22 protein-coding genes are annotated in these 19,932 nt (G+C 63.4%); 13 read left to right on the top strand and 9 right to left on the bottom strand.

What is annotated here, in order from left to right; all coding sequences use genetic code 11:
- Positions 1 to 109: 109 nt before the first annotated feature.
- Genes I6E81_RS07330 through I6E81_RS07340 form a run of 3 tightly spaced genes read right to left on the bottom strand, consistent with a single transcriptional unit; the run spans position 110 to position 2,308 of the window.
- Entirely contained in the window at positions 110 to 943 is an 834-nt protein-coding gene (locus I6E81_RS07330; RefSeq protein ID WP_197106680.1) for a phosphotransferase family protein, read from the bottom strand.
- Between the two features lies 1 nt (position 944).
- Complete coding sequence (locus tag I6E81_RS07335; RefSeq protein WP_197106681.1) at positions 945 to 1,955, bottom strand: hypothetical protein; 1,011 nt, start codon at positions 1,953 to 1,955, stop codon at positions 945 to 947.
- On the bottom strand, positions 1,952 to 2,308 hold the full coding sequence (locus I6E81_RS07340) for a GntR family transcriptional regulator (protein ID WP_197106682.1): 357 nt from the start codon (positions 2,306 to 2,308) through the stop codon (positions 1,952 to 1,954). Before I6E81_RS07340 ends, I6E81_RS07335 begins: the two co-directional genes overlap by 4 nt.
- 191 nt (positions 2,309 to 2,499) lie before the next feature.
- On the opposite strand from I6E81_RS07340, the gene I6E81_RS07345 reads away from it, so the two are divergent.
- The 6 genes from I6E81_RS07345 (at position 2,500) to I6E81_RS07370 (ending at position 7,642) form a co-directional block, all read left to right on the top strand.
- Positions 2,500 to 3,021, top strand: coding sequence for a GNAT family N-acetyltransferase (locus tag I6E81_RS07345; RefSeq protein WP_197106683.1), 522 nt, complete (start codon positions 2,500 to 2,502; stop codon positions 3,019 to 3,021).
- A 98-nt stretch (positions 3,022 to 3,119) separates the two neighbouring features.
- A complete protein-coding gene (locus I6E81_RS07350; protein ID WP_197106684.1) occupies positions 3,120 to 3,272 on the top strand; it encodes a hypothetical protein in 153 nt (50 codons plus the stop codon).
- 30 nt (positions 3,273 to 3,302) lie between these two features.
- Positions 3,303 to 3,950: a DUF6226 family protein gene (locus tag I6E81_RS07355; RefSeq protein ID WP_197106685.1), complete on the top strand. Its 648-nt coding sequence runs from the start codon at positions 3,303 to 3,305 to the stop codon at positions 3,948 to 3,950.
- A gap of 59 nt (positions 3,951 to 4,009) precedes the next feature.
- Complete coding sequence (locus tag I6E81_RS07360) at positions 4,010 to 4,405, top strand: hypothetical protein (protein WP_231603884.1); 396 nt, start codon at positions 4,010 to 4,012, stop codon at positions 4,403 to 4,405.
- An 89-nt stretch (positions 4,406 to 4,494) separates the two neighbouring features.
- Positions 4,495 to 6,804 (top strand): phosphoribosylformylglycinamidine synthase subunit PurL, encoded by a 2,310-nt coding sequence (gene purL, locus I6E81_RS07365; RefSeq protein WP_197107202.1) that lies wholly within the window; start codon positions 4,495 to 4,497, stop codon positions 6,802 to 6,804.
- 1 nt (position 6,805) lies between these two features.
- Entirely contained in the window at positions 6,806 to 7,642 is an 837-nt protein-coding gene (locus tag I6E81_RS07370) for a peroxiredoxin (RefSeq protein ID WP_197106686.1), read from the top strand.
- A gap of 32 nt (positions 7,643 to 7,674) precedes the next feature.
- Here the strand turns inward: I6E81_RS07370 and I6E81_RS07375 are convergent, their stop codons facing one another.
- The gene (locus I6E81_RS07375) at positions 7,675 to 8,409 is read right to left on the bottom strand and encodes an amino acid deaminase (protein WP_197106687.1); all 735 of its coding nucleotides are present in this window, start codon (positions 8,407 to 8,409) and stop codon (positions 7,675 to 7,677) included.
- Between the two features lie 101 nt (positions 8,410 to 8,510).
- Between I6E81_RS07375 and I6E81_RS07380 the strand changes: the two genes are divergently transcribed.
- From I6E81_RS07380 to I6E81_RS07405, 6 genes are read left to right on the top strand one after another with little or no spacing between them, the layout of a single operon-like run.
- Positions 8,511 to 9,251 (top strand): HAD family hydrolase, encoded by a 741-nt coding sequence (locus tag I6E81_RS07380; protein WP_197106688.1) that lies wholly within the window; start codon positions 8,511 to 8,513, stop codon positions 9,249 to 9,251.
- 23 nt (positions 9,252 to 9,274) lie between these two features.
- Positions 9,275 to 10,258: a phosphate/phosphite/phosphonate ABC transporter substrate-binding protein gene (gene phnD, locus I6E81_RS07385; protein WP_197107203.1), complete on the top strand. Its 984-nt coding sequence runs from the start codon at positions 9,275 to 9,277 to the stop codon at positions 10,256 to 10,258.
- Positions 10,259 to 11,083, top strand: a complete 825-nt coding sequence (gene phnC, locus I6E81_RS07390; protein ID WP_197106689.1) for a phosphonate ABC transporter ATP-binding protein — start codon at positions 10,259 to 10,261, stop codon at positions 11,081 to 11,083.
- Positions 11,080 to 11,946 carry a phosphonate ABC transporter, permease protein PhnE gene (phnE, locus tag I6E81_RS07395; RefSeq protein ID WP_231603885.1) on the top strand — a complete coding sequence of 289 codons (867 nt, stop codon included), beginning with the start codon at positions 11,080 to 11,082 and terminating at the stop codon, positions 11,944 to 11,946. The genes phnC and phnE (I6E81_RS07395) overlap by 4 nt, the downstream gene beginning before the upstream one ends.
- The gene (gene phnE, locus I6E81_RS07400) at positions 11,943 to 12,740 is read left to right on the top strand and encodes a phosphonate ABC transporter, permease protein PhnE (protein WP_197106690.1); all 798 of its coding nucleotides are present in this window, start codon (positions 11,943 to 11,945) and stop codon (positions 12,738 to 12,740) included. The genes phnE (I6E81_RS07395) and phnE (I6E81_RS07400) overlap by 4 nt, the downstream gene beginning before the upstream one ends.
- On the top strand, positions 12,737 to 13,597 hold the full coding sequence (locus I6E81_RS07405; protein ID WP_197106691.1) for a MurR/RpiR family transcriptional regulator: 861 nt from the start codon (positions 12,737 to 12,739) through the stop codon (positions 13,595 to 13,597). Before phnE (I6E81_RS07400) ends, I6E81_RS07405 begins: the two co-directional genes overlap by 4 nt.
- Positions 13,598 to 13,620: 23 nt before the next feature.
- Here I6E81_RS07405 and I6E81_RS07410 read toward each other — a convergent pair whose 3' ends face one another.
- Positions 13,621 to 13,965, bottom strand: a complete 345-nt coding sequence (locus I6E81_RS07410; protein ID WP_197106692.1) for a chorismate mutase — start codon at positions 13,963 to 13,965, stop codon at positions 13,621 to 13,623.
- A gap of 82 nt (positions 13,966 to 14,047) precedes the next feature.
- Between I6E81_RS07410 and pgm the strand changes: the two genes are divergently transcribed.
- Positions 14,048 to 15,682, top strand: coding sequence for a phosphoglucomutase (alpha-D-glucose-1,6-bisphosphate-dependent) (gene pgm / locus I6E81_RS07415; RefSeq protein ID WP_197106693.1), 1,635 nt, complete (start codon positions 14,048 to 14,050; stop codon positions 15,680 to 15,682).
- A 27-nt stretch (positions 15,683 to 15,709) separates the two neighbouring features.
- Here pgm and I6E81_RS07420 read toward each other — a convergent pair whose 3' ends face one another.
- From I6E81_RS07420 to I6E81_RS07435, 4 genes are all read right to left on the bottom strand, one after another.
- The gene (locus tag I6E81_RS07420; protein ID WP_197106694.1) at positions 15,710 to 16,612 is read right to left on the bottom strand and encodes an amidase domain-containing protein; all 903 of its coding nucleotides are present in this window, start codon (positions 16,610 to 16,612) and stop codon (positions 15,710 to 15,712) included.
- Positions 16,613 to 16,716: 104 nt separating this feature from the next.
- Entirely contained in the window at positions 16,717 to 17,670 is a 954-nt protein-coding gene (locus I6E81_RS07425) for a DMT family transporter (RefSeq protein WP_197106695.1), read from the bottom strand.
- Positions 17,667 to 18,287 (bottom strand): GNAT family N-acetyltransferase, encoded by a 621-nt coding sequence (locus tag I6E81_RS07430; RefSeq protein ID WP_197106696.1) that lies wholly within the window; start codon positions 18,285 to 18,287, stop codon positions 17,667 to 17,669. Before I6E81_RS07430 ends, I6E81_RS07425 begins: the two co-directional genes overlap by 4 nt.
- Positions 18,288 to 18,485: 198 nt before the next feature.
- A complete protein-coding gene (locus I6E81_RS07435) occupies positions 18,486 to 19,772 on the bottom strand; it encodes an adenylosuccinate synthase (protein ID WP_197106697.1) in 1,287 nt (428 codons plus the stop codon).
- Positions 19,773 to 19,932 lie beyond the last annotated feature (160 nt).

Below are 19,932 nucleotides of genomic sequence, written 5' to 3' on the forward strand. Positions count from 1 at the left end.
GAGCCCCTTACGGACATCCGCATAGGCGCCTGCTGTCGGCCGTAACAACAGAGGCCCACGCTCATCGCTGCATTCAGGTCGACGTCGAACGGATGCCGAGAACGCACAGTCAGCTGGCGCAGAGACGCGAGGTCCAGTCGTCCATCCGCGCGCGGAGGGTGCTCTCAGTGAGGTCGCTGTATCCGACACCGAGATAGTTCGAGGCCCAGGTTTCAACACGAGAGGCCGATCGCGCGGCAGCCACCAGGTCCCACGAATGGATGTCGGGAAGGGAGTGCCCCGATTCGCGCTCGTATTCGGCGAGAAAATGATCTGCTGCATCAATGGAGCCGAGGAGCACCAGATCAAGGCGGCACCATGACACATCCAAGCCGCGTGGGGCACCTCGAGCACCGGACCAGTCGACGACACCGGTGAGCGTTTCACCCTCCCACATCGCGTTTCCGCACCAGAAATCGTAGTGAGTGAGAACATGGTCGGCCAGATCAAGTTGCTGCCACGCTCTGCGTCCGAGCGCCTCTATCGTGCTGTCACCGCGCGGGGTCTCCCAGGACAGGGTTCGAAGCCCGACACTGTCGAGTTGGTGAATCTGCGCCAACACGGCCGCCATTTGCTCGGCGACCCTGCGCAGCGGCAAGTCGGGGGAGGGCGGGCCGCCAACGACCAGCGAAGTGACAATGAACGGGAAGTCGCCGAATTGGCCCGTAGCGACGAGCCGCGGCACACGATCGCCCAGAGCGGCGACCCGGTCGAGGATCTGTGGCTCGTGCCCGACCGCATCATCCAATGGCGGAAACACTCTGACGACGTACTCAGTGGTCGAGTCTGCGACGACAAGCGTCTTCGCGTGCTGTCCGCCAGACAGCGGGCGCACGAGCGTGATCGTGCGGCCCAGCGCATCTGACACGGCGGCGATAACGCCGTCGCATTCCACGACCGTCACGTTAGTCCTGCTCGAATTCGGAGCTGGGGGCAGAAAGTGCAGTGGCCCGGCGCTGGTCGCGGAGCGTTGCTAGAAGAGCGGCCGGCACGCCGGGGTCATCCACGGTGATGGCGAACTGATTCCCACCTACCGTGGTCACGACTAAGCCGGGACCCGTGCGGAGAATGAGTGCAGACTTTCCGGGCAAGACCCGGTACCCCCATCCGCCCCACTCTTTCGGAGTGATCTCGGCAGCATCAACGGTGTCGATTTCGTCAAGACGAATGCGTTTCAGCGGCACCCGGAGCAGCGCTGAAACGACTCGCAATCCCCGCCAGTCTGCGGTTACTCGGTAGCGGCTCAGTGAAAGCAGCACCACAACGGTGACCGCGATTGCAACGAGCACGACAGCCGAGTCGGCGATGTCATTGGCAGCTGCCGCGATCCAGAAGAAAACGATTCCCGACGCAGTCAGCGCAACGGCAACCCATAAGAAGAGCCGTGCGGTGACAACGCGAGACCATGCGCCGCCCTCGTCGGGGCCTAGCGTTATCCGCTCTGCCACGTCGCTCGATGTGAGGCGCGACTTGGGAAGGATCAAGAAGGGGATGAGGCCGTAGACGTACGATACGAACCCGAGAATCAGCCACGGTCCTTGCACAACTTCGTAGGGGTCGCCGGCTTGCATCGTGAGGTATGCAGACACCAGCCACGTTTGCGCTCCGATGCCCGCGGGGAGTCCGGCAATCAAGAAACCATAGCGCCGCGTGGATGCCAGAAGCCCCGGCCAGACGCCAAGAACCACGCTGGCTACTGCAGCGGAGCCGGTCAGCGCTACTGCCAAAGTCAAGAATTGTGCCACCGCCATCACGTCATCGGCGGGGCCCGTGCCGGACCAATGAGACGCAAGCTCGGGCGGTAGCCGATCCCGCCACAGGGCAAACGAACCGAGAATAGCCGCGAGAGGGACGAACATAATGACAACAGCGACGACTCTGCGCGCAGTTGAGCGTGAAATGGTTATCTCGGTCATTGTGGTTCCGATCGGTTGATCAATTGGATGACTTCGGTCTGGCTCATTCCCAGATTCCGTGCTTCTGTCATGAGCTGCTCGGCGAGCTCCGTGACGCGCGAAAAACCGGTCAGGGCATCCTTTCGAATGAAGGCCCCTCTGCCCTGACGCATCTCGAGAAGGCCTTCATTGCGCAACTCCGTGTAGGCGCGCAACACGGTGTGCATGTTCACTTGCAGCGCCTTTGCGAGGTCTCGAGCTGGAGGCAACCGCTCACCGGGAGCCAATTCGCCATCGGCGACGCTCGAACGAACCTGTTGCGCAATCTGCTGAGTCAACGGCAGCAGCAATGCGCGGTCGACTCGAAACAACATAAGAGCATTGTAATAGAACAATCTGCTCGATTTCCTATGTCTTTACAGAATGAGGCACGGTGGGCACCGACGGAATGACGGGAGCAGTACGCGTAGGTTCGACCGATGCCAGACGCGCTCCCATAGTTGCTCGAATGTCGCATCCGCCGAGCCTCGGGTCACGTCGCGAGACCGAGTGAGATGCTAGTCGCGTGAGTGCATCCGCGAATCGTGAGCAAACCGCGATTGAGGTCCGCCCTTACACCGAGCTGGATGCCGCCAGCACGTTGGCCATTTTCATCGCGGCAGTGAGTGAAACGGCATCCGCTGACTACACCGCCGAGCAGACGGAAGCCTGGGCGGATATCGATGCGCGGGACCTGCAGCCGTGGGGCCGCGCGATGGCGGCGCGGAACAGTTTCGTCGCCACCATAGATGAAGAGGTCGCAGGGTTCTCCGATGTGAGCGCCACCGGATACGTCGACATGATGTTCGTCGCGCCGCGATTTCTGCGACGAGGTGTTGCGCGGCGACTTCTCGAACACGGAGAGACCTTGGCGCGCAAAGCCGGAGCACGCGCATTGACAGCCGACGTGAGCATCACAGCCCGGCCGTTCTTCGAACGTTTCGGATTCGTCGTCACTGCAGAGCAGCATCCGGTGAAACGTGGCGTTGGGCTCACGAACTTCGTAATGAAAAAGGACTGCATTGAGCCTTCGAGCCGTGGGTCATAGAGGGCAACTCGCGATCGAACGGCGATTCGCCTCTCGCGGGGCTCAACGCCCTCAGAGACCTGTGGCCGAGGAACCGAGAAGTTGAGAGACTGTCTACTATGGATTTCAGCATCTTGCTTGTGGCCCTCGTTCTCATCGTGTTGTTCGCGAGCATCAGCATCGTCGGAGCGCTGCATCGAATCCGCGACGCAAGCGAAAAGACTCTGGCTCTGTTGGAGGCGCAAGCTGCCGACAACCCGGCCGAAAAGTAACCTGCTCGCATTGCTCGGAAGGCTAGAGACATGGGTGACTATCAAAGGCCATCGATCGATGCGCCCGTGTTCCTCGACGGCGAAGGACGAGCAATCACGTACGGCAACCGCTGGACTGCGGGACCACCGGACGATACCTACTCGGTAGAGACGCATCCGGAGCGGTTCGCACCACTCCACACCGTTGCCGACGCCCTCATCGACCACCTCTGCGGCACCTTCGACGTCGTCGTCGAGGACAGCAAGGAGGTAGCGGCCGACCTCATGCATCCGCCATTTAACGACGTGGTGCGAGCAGTGCGAATCCGATCGAACGACCCCTCGTGCGCAACTCTGACCTTCGTGTTGACGGCATATCCTGCCGTCTACCTGCACGCTGGATTACTCAACGACTTTCAGTACCCGGTCTGCGGCTGTGACGCGTGCGACTCCACGTGGGATGCGGAGTCCGACGATCTTGAGCGACAAGTGCTCGCCTTCGTCACCGGCCACTATCGCGAGGGCGTTGAGCGCAGGCTCCACGGCCCTTGGATCAGGTACAGCTTCACCTACGCGGACGGTGGCGAGGCGAGCGGAGGTGGCCTCCCGAACGGCTTCCCGGCGGAGCGGATCAGAGCCGCGAAGCCCACCCTTCGCAATCTCCCCGAAGGCTGGACCGCGTGGCCCCGCGCACTGTGATCCCCATACCCCCCCCCCGTGACACGATCCGTGATCTGGGCAGCAGATAATATTGCCAAATGACCGGACCTGAGGGCGCTTTAGGAGTGGTGCTCGAAACGATGTCGTGGGTCGGCCTCGTTCCCGGCATCCCGCTGCTCCTTTTCGGCTGGATTCTCGCTCTGCGGGCATGCAAGTGGATCGCGACCACTGCCGAGGTTTTCGAGGCCGGCGGCTTTCAGGGCTTTCGCTGGTCCGATGGCGATGGCAGGCAGTACTCCATCCTTCACGAACCATCCGAAGTTCCGCTGATGGATGTGGGCGCCCGAGTAGGGCTGTACTACGACCAGTGCCATCCCTCTCGATGGAGTCTCACGCGGCCCCGCCGCACGAACGCCGCCATCCTCATCGGCTCGATACTCACCGGAATCGGCGTGCTGAGCGTCGTTGCGGGCTTCGTTCTGATGGCATGGTGACGCGCTGAAGTGCGCCCGCGCACCTAGGTAGACTGGAGGCGGCCGGCGTGAGCACCCCGGCATCCATAATCTTCTGGGAGAAGCCCCTCGTGACTGACGTCTCAACCAATTCCCGCCAGCATGTTGCCGACACGGTCTCGAACGCCGCCGCAACTCCCGAGAAAGTGCAGCCCTATGGCGCGCTTGGGTTGAAAGACGACGAGTACGCGAAGATTCGCGAGATTCTGGGCCGCCGCCCCACCAGCGGTGAGCTCGCCATGTACTCCGTCATGTGGAGCGAGCACTGCTCCTACAAGTCCTCCAAGAACTACCTTCGCCAGTTTGGCAAGAAGGTCAGCGAGAACATGACCAAGAACCTCATGGTCGGCATGGGCGAAAACGCTGGCGTCATCGATGTTGGTGAAGGTTGGGCCGTGACCTTCAAGATCGAAAGCCACAACCACCCCAGCTACATCGAACCCTTCCAGGGCGCAGCAACTGGCGTTGGCGGAATCGTCCGCGACATCATCTCCATGGGTGCCCGCCCCGTTGCCGTTATGGATGCTCTCCGCTTCGGCGCCATCGACAATCCAGACACCGCTCGCGTCGCCAAGGGTGTCGTTTCGGGCATCAGCTTCTACGGCAACTGCCTCGGCCTTCCCAACATCGGTGGCGAAACTTACTTCGACTCCGTCTATCAAGCCAACCCGCTCGTCAACGCGCTGGCCGTTGGAGTGCTGCGCCACGAAGACCTGCACCTGGCTAACGCTCGCGGCGTGGGCAACAAGGTTGTGCTGTTCGGTGCCCGCACCGGTGGCGATGGCATCGGCGGAGCATCCATCCTCGCCTCCGATTCCTTCTCAGAGGGCGGCCCGACCAAGCGTCCAGCCGTTCAGGTCGGCGACCCCTTCGCCGAAAAGGTACTCATCGAGTGCTGCCTCGAACTCTTCCAGGGCGACCTCGTTGAGGGCATCCAAGACCTCGGCGCCGCCGGCATCAGCTGTGCAACAAGCGAGCTCGCCTCCAATGGTGACGGTGGCATGTTCATCGAACTCGAGAAGGTGCTGCTGCGCGACCCCACCCTCACGGCAGAAGAAATTCTGATGTCCGAGAGCCAAGAACGCATGATGGCGATCGTGAAGCCCGAGAAGCTCGAAGGCTTCCTCAAGGTTGTTGAGAAGTGGGATGTCGAAACCAGTGTGCTCGGTGAAGTTACCGACACCGGCCGCCTCATCATCAACTGGCACGACGAAGAAATCGTGAACGTCGAGCCCCGCACCGTCGCCATCGATGGCCCCGTCTACGACCGCCCCGTTGTCTACCCCAAGTGGATCGACAAGCTTCAGGCCGACACCGCATCCGGCCTCGCCCGCCCCAAGGACGGCATCGAACTGCGGGACCAGATGCTGCAGCTCCTTGCGAGCCCCAACCTGGCCGACAAGAGCTGGATCACCGACCAGTACGACCGCTACGTGCTCGGCAACACTGCTTTGAGCTTCCCGGATGACGCCGGCATGGTGCGCATCGACGAAGAGAGTGGTCTCGGCTTCTCTGTCGCGACCGACGCCAATGGCCGCTTCTGCCAGCTCGACCCCTACGCCGGAGCCCAGATCGCTCTCGCCGAAGCCTTCCGCAACGTTGCCGCGACCGGCGCCAACCCTGTCGCCGTCAGTGACTGCCTCAACTTTGGTAGCCCCGAGAACCCCGAAGTGATGTGGCAGTTCAGCCGCGCCGTTGAAGGTCTCGCCGACGGTTGCCTCGAGATGGAAATTCCTGTCACCGGCGGAAACGTCTCCTTCTACAACCAGACCGGCGATGTGCCCATCCATCCGACCCCCGTGGTCGCGGTGCTCGGCCTGATCCGTGACGTTGCTGAGCGCATCCCGAGCGGCTGGCAAGACGAAGGCAACAACATCTACCTGCTCGGCACGACCTCGCTCGAGCTCGACGGCTCGGCCTGGGCTGGCACTATTCACGACCACCTCGGTGGTCTGCCGCCCAAGGTTGATCTCGCCGCCGAGCGTCGCCTCGCCGACCTCATCAAGGCCGGCAACGAGCAAAACATCATCGCCAGCGCCCACGACCTCGCCGACGGCGGACTCGCTCAAACTCTCGCCGAATCCGTCATGCGCTTCGGCGTTGGCGCTCGCGTCTGGTTGGGCGAACTGCTCGAGCGCGACGACATCGACGCTGCCACCGCCCTCTTCAGCGAATCAACCGGCCGCATGGTCGTCTCGATCCCGCGCGAAGACGACGTGAAGTTCCGCGGACTCTGCGAAGGCCGCGGCTACCCTGCCGTGCGCATCGGAGTCACGGATGCCGCCTCCCCCGCCCTCGAAATCCAGGACCAGTTCACCCTGACCCTCGAAGAACTGCTCACCGCTCACCAAGGAACGCTTGCGAAGGCTTTCGGCGCCTAGCGTGCAGACCATCAAGAGGGTTTACGGAGAAGTCACCGCCGCGCTCGCCCTCGGGGTGATCACGCTCGTCATCCTGCGCGCCATCACGGAAGCACAACCGTGGTGGCTCGCCGCTGCCCTGCCGTGGGTTGCGTACGCGCTCTATTTGGCACTGTTGATGACGCGCGTCGTCGTGGTGCAGCGCCGGCATCCGTGGGTTCAGCTTGCTGTCTCCGCGGTGGCAATATTTGCCGCCATCCTCGCCGGGCCGCTCGCCGTACTCGTGGCCGTTCTCGGGCTCGCCGTGATTCTCGGCTACAACTACTGGTACTCGGTGCAGCACACCTCCGCAGGCCCCGTAACGGTCGGGCAACCACTGCCGTCGTTCCCGCTCACCACCGTGGATGGCACTGTCGTCGACAGCAGCGTGCTCACCCAGCAACCGCACGTGATCATGTTCATTCGCGGCAACTGGTGCCCGTTCTGCATGGCCCAGGTCGCGCAGATCGCCGACCAGTATCGCGAGCTCGACCGCCGCGGAGTCGCCGTCGCGATCATCAGCCCGCAAAAGCCCGAAGACACCGTCGAACTTTCCGAACGCTTCGACATCCCGGTCACTTATTACATCGACGCGGATGCCTCGGCCGCCGCTGTGCTCGACATCGTGCAGTCCGGCGGAACCCCGGTCATGTTCAGCGCCGGAGCCCCAGCCAACGGCGACACCGTCGTACCGACCGTCATCATCACCGACGCCACCGGAACAGTGCTCTGGGCTGAACACACCGACAACCACCGGGTGCGGCCAGAACCGACCACCTTCCTTGACGTGCTCGACCAGCACGGCATCCGCGCGGTCTAGCCTGCTGCCTGCTGCTTACTGCTTGCCGCGCGCTAGCCCGCCCCCACGGCGTTGAAGCGCAACTGAGAGACGTCGGCGGCGAGCTCCGCGAGCCAGTCGGAGGATGCCGAAACCGGGAACACCGTCACAGGCCGAAGCACGCGAACCCCTGCGTGCTGCACCACGAATCCATAGGCCAGAGCTGCGACACCGTGCCGCTGCACGACCACCGTTCGCGTCGCGTGGGAGACGCCTGCGGCATCCGGTTGGGTGATCGCAGTATGCACGGCAAGCGCGTCGGCAGGCGGGTTAGTGAGCACGGGAACAATCACGTGCGCGACCCGGCTCAGCAACGATTCGCTGCCCGTCCACGGACTGAATGCGTCGGGTGCGAGACCGAACGCGGTGGCCAACTCGCTCGTGACCCAGCGGTCGCGCTTGAGCCCATAAGGGGTGGATGCCGTCGAAAGCAGGTAGCCGTAGCAGTGCAGCAGGCCGGCGTTGCCGATCGGCCACTGTGCCTCAAGCCCGGCGAGATCGTGCAGCACCTCGAACAGTTCGCGGGAGACGACGGCCTCGCCGGTGTTTTCGTCGATCGCCGTCGACAGCGCCCATTCGGCGAATCGCCCCTCGGCACGGTCGGCCCAGATCTGGTCAGCAAGCCACGGTATTTCCCCGGTAATGATCGTGTGAATGCGCGCTCGAGATGCCGCCCGCTCACCGGTCACGGCGGCGATGCGGCGAGCGCTCGCATCGAGTTCGGCGAGGGTGAGGTGCTGTTCGTCCACTCCTTGATCGTAGGCTCGTCGGGGCGTGTCCCGGGAATGATTTACCTCCCGTTCACCTGAAATGGCCCAATCGTCACTGAGCGTCTTATATCTTGGACGCAATGTCCACCGCAGCCATTCACCCCCGCACACACACCATCGTTTTCGACTTCGATGGCACCATCGCCCTCGGCGATGGCCCGATCATCGCCTACGCCCGCGCTATCGCCTCGAGCCTCACTCCCGCTGCGGCCGATGAGTTTCTGAGCGCCGTCAGCACCGCGCTTCTGCGCGAGCCCGGGCATCCTCTCGCCGAAGCATCTGACGGTTACGAACTCGTTCGCCTCGCCTCAGAGTCGTTGCCCGTCGCCCCCGACACCCACAACGCGGCCTACCTCGCGAGCCGCGAATTGCTCGCCACTGACGCTGCGCCGGTCACTGCCCCCGAAGGTCTCGCTGACTTTCTCCGCACTGCCCGCGAGCACGCCACCATCGTGCTCGCCACGAACGCCCCCGACATCCGCATCGCTGAGACGCTCGATAGCCTCGGCCTCGCCGACTACTTCGACCACATCTACACGAGCGTCGGCAAACCAGCTGGCCTCGACGCAGTTCTCGACGAATGGATGCCCGCCGGCCCGCTTCTCAGCATCGGCGATATCTGGGCCAACGACCTTGAGCCCGCCTACCGCCGCGGAGCCACTACCGCCTTCCTCTCTGACACCCCTCACCCGCACGCCGACTTCACGGCTGCGACCCTCGGCGAACTGTACGAGGCCCTCAACTCCTGGCTTCACGGAACCCACCGTGAACCGCAGGCCGCACCACCCACCACCACCGCACCACCCGCAGTTCTCAACTAGCCATTCGAAAGGAAACACCCGTGATTACCCTCAGCAAAAGATCTCGCGCACTGGTTGCCGGCGTTGCTCTCACCGCAACTGCTCTCACACTGTCCGCGTGCAGCACGAGTGCCGACAGTGCCGAAGGCACTGAAGCCAACGACCCGACGTCGCTCGTGCTCGCTCTCGTTCCCTCGCAAGACCAGGGCGAGCTTGTCACCACCGCCGAACCCCTCACCGACTACTTGACCGAAGCCCTCGGCATGGAGGTCACTGGTGTTGTCTCGAAGGACTACCAGGCCGCCGTCGAAGCAATGGGTGCCGATCAGGCGCAGATCGGTTTCTTGCCGTCGCTGCAGCTCTGGCAGGCCAACGACATGTATGGCGCGAGCGTTGTGTTGCAGACCGAACGTAATGGCAACATCAGCTACCCGGCTCAGTTCATGACGAACAATCCAGACAAATACTGCGACGACGAGCCCGTTGAGCGCGATGGCAAGTTGTTCTGCAACGGCGCCGACGCTCTCGTTGGCCCTGCCGGTCTCGACAGCATCACCAAGATCGACGTGGGAACCACCGTTGCCCTTCTCGGCCCCGGCTCGCCCGCTGGCTACATCTACCCCATTCTTGCTCTGCAAGAGGCCGGCATCAACACCGACACCGACATCGAGCAGGTGCCGGTAACCGCCAACGATGCGAGCGTTCTCGCCGTCTACAACGGTGACGCCGAAGTGGGCTTCAGCTTCTGGGATGCCCGCGACATCGTCACGAGTGATGTTCCGGATGTCGGCCAAGAGGTCGTTGTCTTCGCCCTGAGCGAGGAGATCCCCAACGATGGTGTCGCTCTCACGAGCAGCCTCTCCCCTGAGCTTCAGCAGAAGATCACGGATGCGCTTGCGGACTACTCGAACACCGAAGAGGGTTCGGAAGTTCTGCAGTCGATCTACTCGATCACCAAGCTTGCTCCGGCTGACCCGGCCTCGCTTGATGTTGTGGCTCGTGCCGCCGAGAAGCTTGGTCTTCAGTAATTGAGCATTCCCGCACCCAGCGCAGCGGCCGGAGCCACCACTCCGGCCGCTGCGTCGTGGGCAATCAGCATGCGCGATCTCACCGTGCGCTACGGCAACGGTGTGACCGCGCTCAAGAATGTCTCCCTCGATATTGCCGCCGGCGAAATGGTCTCTGTCGTTGGCCTGTCGGGTTCGGGCAAGTCGAGCCTGATCCGCACCATCAACGGGCTGGTCCCCGTCACATCGGGCAGCCTCACGGTCGGCGACCGCGACCTCGCGACGACTCGTGGTCGCGACTTGCGCGCCCTGCGCGGCGGAATCGGCATGATCTTCCAGAGCTTCAACTTGGCCGGTCGCGCAAGTGTTCTCGACAATGTTCTTGTCGGGCGGCTCGCTCACACTCCGACTTGGCGCACCCTGCTCGGCTTGCATCACGCCTCCGACAAGCAGCTCGCGTTCGAAGCGCTCGAGAGCGTCGGCATTCTGGGCAAGTGTTGGGATCGGGCATCCAGTCTCTCTGGCGGTCAGCAGCAGCGGGTTGCCATTGCGCGCGCCCTCACCCAGCAACCGCACCTCATGTTGGCCGATGAACCGGTCGCGAGCCTTGACCCGCCAACGGCTCACGCTGTGATGAACGACCTGCGGCGCATCAACCGCACCCTCGGCATCACCGTCATCACGAACGTGCACCTCATGGATCTTGCCCGCACTTATACGACGCGGATGATCGGCCTCCGTGCCGGCGAGGTTGTCTACGACGGCCCAGCGGCGAGCGCCACCGACGCCGACTTCGAGGCCATCTACGGGCGCAGCATCGCGCCGGAGGATGTGCTCGGCGAATGACAACCGCAACGCCCCCGCCCGGCCCGATCGCGGCATCCGTTCCCGCACCACCCGCAGCAGGCTCAGCGCACGCCGCGTTGACCGTGCCGCCGCGCCCGCGGGGCCGCTGGAAGCCCTGGGTTGCCGTGGCTGTCGTGTTCGTGATCACGATCATTACCTTCAGCCCGCAGTGGGGAGTCGCCTTCTCCTTTGATGCGATTGCTCGCAATTGGCAGAACGGTGCAGGCAAGATTGCCCAGTTGCTCGTTCCTGACTGGTCGTTCTTTCCGCGCACTCTCGCGCCGCTGCTCGAAACCCTGCAGATGGCGGTGATCGCGACCGCCGTGGGCGCCTTGATCTCGCTCCCGCTGAGCCTGTGGGCGGCGCGGCTCACGAACCCGCACCCGGTGTTGCGCGGGATTGTGCGCACAATCTTGAACGTCATCCGAGCGGTGCCCGAACTGCTCTATGCCGCCATTCTTGTCGCGATGGTCGGCGTCGGCGCCCTGCCCGGCATCATCGCGCTCGTGCTGTTCAACGTCGGCATCATCGTCAAGCTGGTGTCTGAAGCGATCGAAAGCAACGATGCTGGCCCGCTCGAAGCCGCGCGCGCCGCCGGAGGCACGGGAGCGCAAGTGAACCGGGCAGCAGCCTTGCCCGATGTGTGGCCGGCCTTCGCCAATCAGAGCCTGTATGTGCTCGAACTCAATGTGCGAGCATCCACGGTTCTCGGCCTTGTGGGCGCCGGCGGTCTTGGCCTGCTGATTGACGCCGTGCGCACCTTCTACCGCTACGACCAACTGTCGCTCATCATTCTGGAAATCCTGGTGGTGGTCGTCGTCATCGACGTGGTGTCGTCATCGATTCGAAAGAGGCTCGTATGACCCTCGCTGCTCCCCCGCGGCCCCGCCGCACCCTGCGCAACGCGCTCTGGCTAGTGACGACCGCAATTGTGGTTGCCGCCTTCTGGTCGGTCGAAATCCAATGGGATCGCCTGCTCGACCTGCCCGCCGAGATCGCGCGCTACACGTGGCTAATGTTCGCAAGCCCCGACTGGACGAAGCTGCCCGAGGCGCTCTTTCAAACGTGGCGTTCGGTCGCGATGGCCTGGGTCGGTACGGTCATCGGCATCCTGCTCGCCACCCCCCTGAGCTTTGTGGCCGCCCGCGACTTCGGGCCAGCGCCCGTGCGCGCCGTGCTGCGCGTCGGGTTCTCCCTCATTCGTGCGGTGCCCGAGATCATCATCGCGATTGTGATCCTGTCGGTCACAGGCCTTACTCCCCTCACCGGGGCAATCGCCCTCGGCATCAACGGCATCGGCACCCTCGGCAAGTGGGGTTACGAATCCATCGAAGGCGTGCCGCGCGGCCCGATCGAATCAACTCGCGCTGCGGGTGGTTCGTGGGCACAGGTGGTGCGCTGGGGAGTGTGGCCATCAGCCAGCCCCGAGTTCATGTCGTTCTGGCTCTACCGCTTCGAGATCAATGTTCGCTCGTCAGCCGTGCTCGGTTTGATTGGTGTCGGCGGCATCGGTGACATGCTTACCTCCTACACTCAGTACCGAGAATGGTCGACTGTCGGGATGCTGTTGATTGTTGTCGTGGTCGTCACGATGACCATCGACGCCATTTCGGGTCGCATCCGCCGCCGCATCACCGAAGGAGCACGCCTGGCATGAATTGGACAGGAAACTCTGACGCATCGCCCACCGCGCGCATCGCGACGGTGCGTAACGCGCTCGTTCCGAGTGAAGACAAGTTCATTCAACTGTTGCTCGATGATCCGGCAGCCGCGGTCGAAAACACGGCTCAAGAGATCGCGGACCGGGCCGGTGTTGCTCGTTCCACTGTCATCCGTGCCTGCCAGCGTCTTGGCTACCGGGGGTACCCGCAGTTGCGGGTTGCCCTCACGCGCGAGCTTGCCCAAACCGAAGCCCGCGATGTCACCTACGAGAAAGGTGCGCTTGGCCGCATCCGAGCCGAAGTCGATGCTCTCGCCGCCTCCCTGCCGCACATCACGGCCGCGTTGGATAGTGACGGCCTCGATGCGGCGATCACCCGCATCGCCACCGCTCGACGCCTGCTCGTGATCGCCAACGGACTCTCGTCTGCCCAAGCCAGCGACTTGGCCATGCGGCTGACGGCGGTTGGTCGACCGTCGGAGTATGTGGCGGATGCCATTGGCCAGCAGATTGCCGCCCGCGGCCTTGCCTCCGAGGATGCCTGTGTGGTGATCAGCGGTAGTGGCGCCAATGAGGCGACGCTGCGTTCCGCTCGCGCCGTTCGCGCCTCGGGAGCACACCTGATTGCGGTGACGTCGTTTGCGCATTCACCGCTCGTGGAACTCGCCGACAACGCGATCGTGATTGCGCCGGCGACGGGGTCGTTCCGTCACGAGTTGGAGCACACCTCACGGGTGTCGCACACGATTCTGCTGGAGTCGCTCGTCGGGCTTGTCGCCTCAGAGCTGGGCGAGACGGCCGATCAGACGCGAGCGCTCGTGCTTGATGTGCTGAGCGATAACCTCAGCGAGTAGCTGGGCCGCTCGCCTCAGGCGCGCTACTTGCTCGAGTCGGGCTCGCTGCCCGAGGCCAGCTGTTCGTGGTGGTGAATGACCTCGGCAACGACGAAGTTGAACCACTTCTCGGCGAATGCCGGGTCGAGGTGCGACTCTTCGGCGAGCGACTTAAGGCGGGCGATCTGGTCGCGCTCACGGTTGGGATCAGATGCGGGCAGGCCCTTGGTGGCCTTGAGACGACCAACCTGCTGTGTGTATTTGAAGCGCTCGGCCAGCAAATGGATGAGGGCCGCATCAATGTTGTCAATGCTGCGGCGAGCGCCCAAAAGTTGCTCGCGCACTTCGGGGTCGACGTTGTCGTTGTGGGCCTGATCTGCTGCTGCCATACAACGACTTTAGAGCGTACGGATGCTGCGTGTTTGCCAGATGACGCGCCGACCCCCGCTCGGGGGTGCGAGACTAGATCGCATGAACGATCGCGCAGGCACGACAGCCCAGGCATCCGACCTCATTGATGTGACCGAGTTGGTGGCGGCGTATTACGCGCTGGTTCCGGATGTCTCGATCGCCGAGCAGCGCGTCGTGTTCGGCACGAGCGGCCATCGTGGCTCCGCGCTCGACACCGCGTTCAATGAAGTGCACATCGCTGCCATCACGCAGGCGATCGTGGAATATCGTGCCAGCCAGGGCATCACGGGGCCGCTGTTTATTGGGCGGGACACCCACGCACTCTCGCAGCCCGCCGAGACCACTGCGCTCGATGTGCTTGCCGCCAACGGTGTGCTCGCGCTAAAAGACGAGTTCGATGACTTCGTCCCGACGCCCGCGCTGAGCCACGCAATCATTGCGTACAACGCTGCCGACAACGGCGATGAGGCCGACGGCATCATCATCACCCCGAGCCACAACCCGCCCCGCGATGGTGGCTTCAAGTACAACCCGCCGCACGGTGGCCCCGCCGACAGCGATGCGACCGGCTGGATTGCTGACCGCGCGAATGCGATCATCGCCGACGGCAACACGGCCGTGCAACATGTGGGCGACGCCGGGGCTGAGAACACGACGGCGGGCAGCTACGACTTCCGCGGGCGCTACGTTGACGACCTCGAGAACATCATCGACATCGACGCGATCCGCACGGCCGGCATCCGCATCGGCGCAGACCCGCTGGGCGGTGCGAGCGTCAACTATTGGAAGCTCATCGCGGAGAAGTACGACCTCACCCTCACGGTCGTGAATCCCGACGTCGACCCCACGTGGGCCTTCATGACGCTCGACTGGGACGGCAAGATTCGCATGGATCCGTCATCGAAGTCGGCCATGGCCTCGGTCGTCGCCCGCCGTGACGAGTTCGACATCCTCACCGGCAACGACGCCGACGCCGACCGCCACGGCATCGTCACGCCCGACGGCGGCCTCATGAACCCCAACCACTACTTGGCCGTTGCCATCCAGTACCTCTACACGCACCGCGAAGGCTGGAACCCGGATGCCGCAGTCGGCAAGACCCTCGTCTCGAGTTCCATGATCGACCGGGTTGCGGCCGCCATGGGCCGCGACCTCATCGAGGTGCCGGTCGGCTTCAAGTGGTTTGTTCCCGGACTCGTTGATGGCTCGGTCGCGTTCGGTGGCGAGGAGAGCGCTGGCGCGAGCTTCCTGCGCAAAGACGGCTCCGTCTGGACGACTGACAAAGACGGCATCTTGCTAGCCCTGCTGGCCGCCGAGATTCTGGCAGTCACCGGCAAGACGCCATCCGTTCTGTACGCCGAGCTGGTCGAAGAATTTGGCGACCCGGCCTACGAACGTGTGGATGCCGTGGCGACCAAAGAGCAGAAGGCCAAGCTGGGCAAGCTGAGTGGGGCTGCAATCACGGCCACCGAACTCGCGGGTGACCCGATCACGGCCACACTCTCGGAGGCTCCGGGTAATGGCGCCGCGATCGGCGGGGTGAAGGTGACGACGGAGTTTGCGTGGTTCGCCGCCCGCCCGAGCGGTACCGAAGACGTCTACAAGATCTACGGCGAATCGTTCAAGGGCGCCGAGCACTTGCGGCTCGTGCAGGCCGAAGCCAAAGCGATCGTCGACGCTGCCCTGAACGGGTAGCGAGCAGGAACGCTAAACCACCGCTCGTTACGGGATGCTCCAGAAGTGTCCGGTAGCGCCGGGGTGGTCCACGGTGATGGTTTCGTCGAGGTCGCGGTAGTTGGTGTCGAGGTTGTGGCCGACCATCTTGATGACGATTTCGCCGTCGACGGTCTCCACTGAGGAAACGACCTGAATGTGGTCGAGGAAGTCATTGTCGTTCCAGTCGAAGACAACGAGATCTCCGACCTTCACTTGGTCGCGCTCGTCGAAGCTCAACTGGGTTGCCCCGAGCTCGGGGTTGGAGATCAACCAGTTCTCCATCGTGGGCACATAACCCCAGGCTCCGCTCCAGTCGGCAGCGGCGTCGTAGTTGAACCAGTCGGCGGTCATGGTCCACCCGCGCATCAGCAAGGATTGGCTCGCGAAGTTGGCGCAGTCACCACCGACCGAGTTGAGGTCGCCGTATTCGTCGACGTTGTAGTCTTCCCAGTGCTCCATCAAGTACTGCATCTGGTTGTCGACCGGGGTGGATGCTTCGTAGGTGTAGTCGAGGGCGGCTGCAGCGGCAACCGGCACGGTATCCGCCACTACTTCGATGGCGACTGTCGTGGGCTGAAAGTCGACAGCCGAGGGCACTGTCGCGGTGAGAGTTCCGCTGTCGGTGACCACGACGTCGGTGGCGGCGACTCCGCCAAAGGTAACGTCGGTGACATCGTCGAGGGCTGCCCCCGTGATGGTGATCGATTCCCCACCAACGAGAGTGCCGCTAGTGGCACTGACCGCGTGAACCTCGGGGGTTTCTGCGACGGCGGCAGCGACATCCTCAGCGGCCGACGAAGCTGTTTCGGCTACCGGGGAGGCCATGATGACGAACGCGGTGATGGCCGCTACAACGCCGAGGGCTGCTGCACCGACGCCGATACGGCGCACGAGATAGGGGGAAGACACGGCTCAAGTTTCCCAGACCCCCACTGCCAGACCGCGCTGAAACAGCCCTTGCCTACCGGATTCATAGGAAAGCTTTATGCGCGGCCGCCCGCCCTCCCCGCGCTCTATACCGCGCGAGCTCGCGCCCCGGGCAGCGCGATCCGCCCCTGCGCCAACAGCACTCCGACCAGCACGATCACGGCGCCGACGGGCTCATGCCACGACATCGTTTCGTTGAGGATGACGAAGCCGAGGATGACGCCGATCACGGGCGTGATGTAGGTGACGGTCGAGGTGCGGGTCGGTCCCCATTCGGCGAGCACCCGGTAGTTCCAGACGTAGGCCATGCCGGTGCCGAGCACCCCGAGGGCGAGCAGGCTGGCCACCACGGGGAGGGTGAGGTTCACCGGGCCGGTCGCGACGAGCGGAGTCAGCAGAAGGTAGATGACGGCGGCAATGCCGATATTCATGGTCGCGGAGGTGACGCCGGGCACCTTGTACGGCGCCACGAATTTGCGCTGGTAACTCATCGCGGCGCCGTAGCAAAGCGCTGCGCCGAGGCACGCAAGTTGCCCCAGCAGACTGCCGCTGATGTCGCCGGCTTGCCACGGCGCGATGATCACGAGCACCCCAAAGATGCCGAGAGTGACGCCCGCGATCTGCGAGCGCGTGAGCTTCTCGACCCGAAACACGAGGGTCGCAAAGATCGCGGTCATGATGGGCGTTGTGGCGTTGTAAATGCTGGCGAGGCCCGAGCTCACGTACTGCTCAGCCCACGCGAAGAGCAGGTACGGGAACACGGCGAAGAGGAACGCGAGCACTGTGAAGTGCGCCCAGACGATGGGCTGGCGCGGCAGCTTACGGCGGCTGACCGCAAACACGACGACGAGCGCGAGAGCACCGAGTACCGCCCGGCTCCAGGCGACCTGGCCAAAGCTCACGCCATCCAGCGCCACTTTCATGAAGAGAAAGCTGGAGCCCCAGACCAGTCCGGCTGCGGCAAACCGCAACCAGGTTCCGAGCGGGGATGCCGTGTCATGCTTTTCGACCCGGCCAGCGGGAGCAACGGGGCGGCTCACGCGCGCGGCTCCTGCTCGAGACGGGCGAGCAGTCCGGCCTTCACGCCCGGCCAGTCTGAGTCGATTACGGAGTACACGGCGGTGTCGCGCCACGAGCCGTCGACCCGCAGCAGGTGCTGGCGCTGGATGCCCTCGAAGGTCGCACCGAGCTTAAGGATGGCGGCGCGCGAGCGCTCGTTGATGGAGTCTGCTTGAAGCCGCACTCGGTTGTAGCCGTTATCGAAGGCGAAGCCGAGCAGCAGGAGTTTCGTTTCAGGGTTCACCGCAGTGCCCCACACGCTCGGCGCGTAGGCGGTCCAGCCAAGGTGAGCGTTGGAATTCTTCTCGTCGAGGTCACCGAGGGTGCTCACGCCGACAAGACGTCCGGCGTCGGGGCCAGAGCTCAGGCGCACCGCGAACGGCAGCCGGTCGGCGTAACCGAGGTAGCCAGCGCGCATCCATTCGATGAAGGATGCTTCGTCGGCGGGCAGCCCGGCAGGGCCGCCACCGTAGCCACCGGCAAAGACCGCGGGCACACCGAGTGCATGCCAGAGCTCAGCGAGGTGCGCTTCGGTCAGGGGTTCAACGGAGACGAAGGTTCCCTGAAGGATGCGGGGCTGCGGGCGCGTTACGGTCACTCACAAATACTCCCACCCTGCGGAGTCCCCACACCCGCGCTTTTCGGACTTTCACCCACCGATTACGGCCGTTCAGTCCAGCAATCCCCGATTGGCTCCCCATCGGCACGTCATACGCTCCGCCCGCCAACGCAGAAGCGGCACGCCCCGGATCTCTCCGGTGCGTGCCGCTTGGCGGCGAGCTAACTGCAGAAGTGCTTAGTCGACGAGGTCGTGACGAACGATGATTTCGTCGCGGCCGGGGCCAACGCCGATGGCTGACATGCGGGCGCCGCTCATTGCTTCAATGGCGAGCACGTAGTCTTGCGCGTTCTTGGGCAGGTCTTCGAAGGTGCGAGCGCCGGTGATGTCTTCGTCCCAGCCGGGGAACTCTTCGTAGATCGGCACCGAGTGGTGGAAGTCGGACTGTGAGACAGGCATCTCGTCGAAGCGCACACCGTCAACGTCATACGCGACGCAGACGGGGATCGTCTTGAGGCCGGTGAGCACGTCGAGCTTGGTGAGCACGAAGTCGGTGACGCCGTTGACGCGCGCCGTGTAGCGGGCGATGGGGGCGTCGTACCAACCACAGCGACGCGGGCGCCCGGTGGTGGTTCCGAACTCGAAACCGTTGGCGCGCAAGAACTCGCCCGACTCGTCGTGCAGTTCAGTCGGGAACGGGCCGGCACCAACGCGAGTTGTGTAGGCCTTGACGATTCCAATGATGCGCTCGAGGCGGTTGGGGGCAACACCCGAACCGGTAGCCGCGCCACCCGAGGTGGAGTTGGAGGACGTGACGAACGGGTACGTGCCGTGGTCAACATCCAGCATCGTGGCCTGGCCGCCCTCGAAGAGCACAATCTCGCCATCGTCAAGTGCCTTGTTCAGCAGCAGACCGGTGTCGGCGACCATGGGGCGCAGACGGTCGGCATAGCTGAGCAGCTCGGTGACGATCTCTTCAACCTCGATTGCGCGACGGTTGTAGACCTTCACGAGCAGGTGGTTCTTCTGGTCGAGAGCGCCCTCAACCTTTTGGCGAAGAATGTTCTCGTCAAAAAGGTCTTGAACTCGGATGCCGACGCGGTTGATCTTGTCGGCATACGCCGGACCAATTCCGCGACCGGTTGTGCCGATCTGACGCTTGCCGAGGAAGCGTTCCGTCACCTTGTCGAGGGTGCGGTGGTAGTTAGTGATGATGTGCGCGTTGGCACTCACCAGCAGCTTGGAGACGTCGACTCCGCGGGCGATGAGAGCGTCGAGCTCCTCGAAAAGCACCTCGGGGTCGATGACGACACCGTTGGAGATGATCGGGGTGACACCTTCGGTGAGGATGCCAGATGGCAGAAGGTGGAGCGCGTACTTTTCGTCGCCGATAACGACCGTGTGTCCGGCGTTGTTTCCGCCGTTGAATTTGACGACATAGTCGATGCGGCTACCGAGGAGGTCGGTTGCTTTACCCTTGCCCTCGTCGCCCCATTGGGCGCCGATAATGACGATTGCTGGCATGGTGGATCCCTTCGAAGAAGTGGGGGGATTACACCTCAGTCTACCCGAGAGCAGTCTTTTGCTTGTCGTAGCGATTTCTTGCGTGGCGGCGTTGCTGGGGACTCCGTGAGAATCGTGAGCCATCGTCGCCAGCGTCAGTGGTTCGTGTCAGCATGAATCA

This window comes from Salinibacterium sp. NG22 (genome assembly GCF_015864925.1).
Classification (GTDB): Bacteria; Actinomycetota; Actinomycetes; order Actinomycetales; family Microbacteriaceae; genus Rhodoglobus.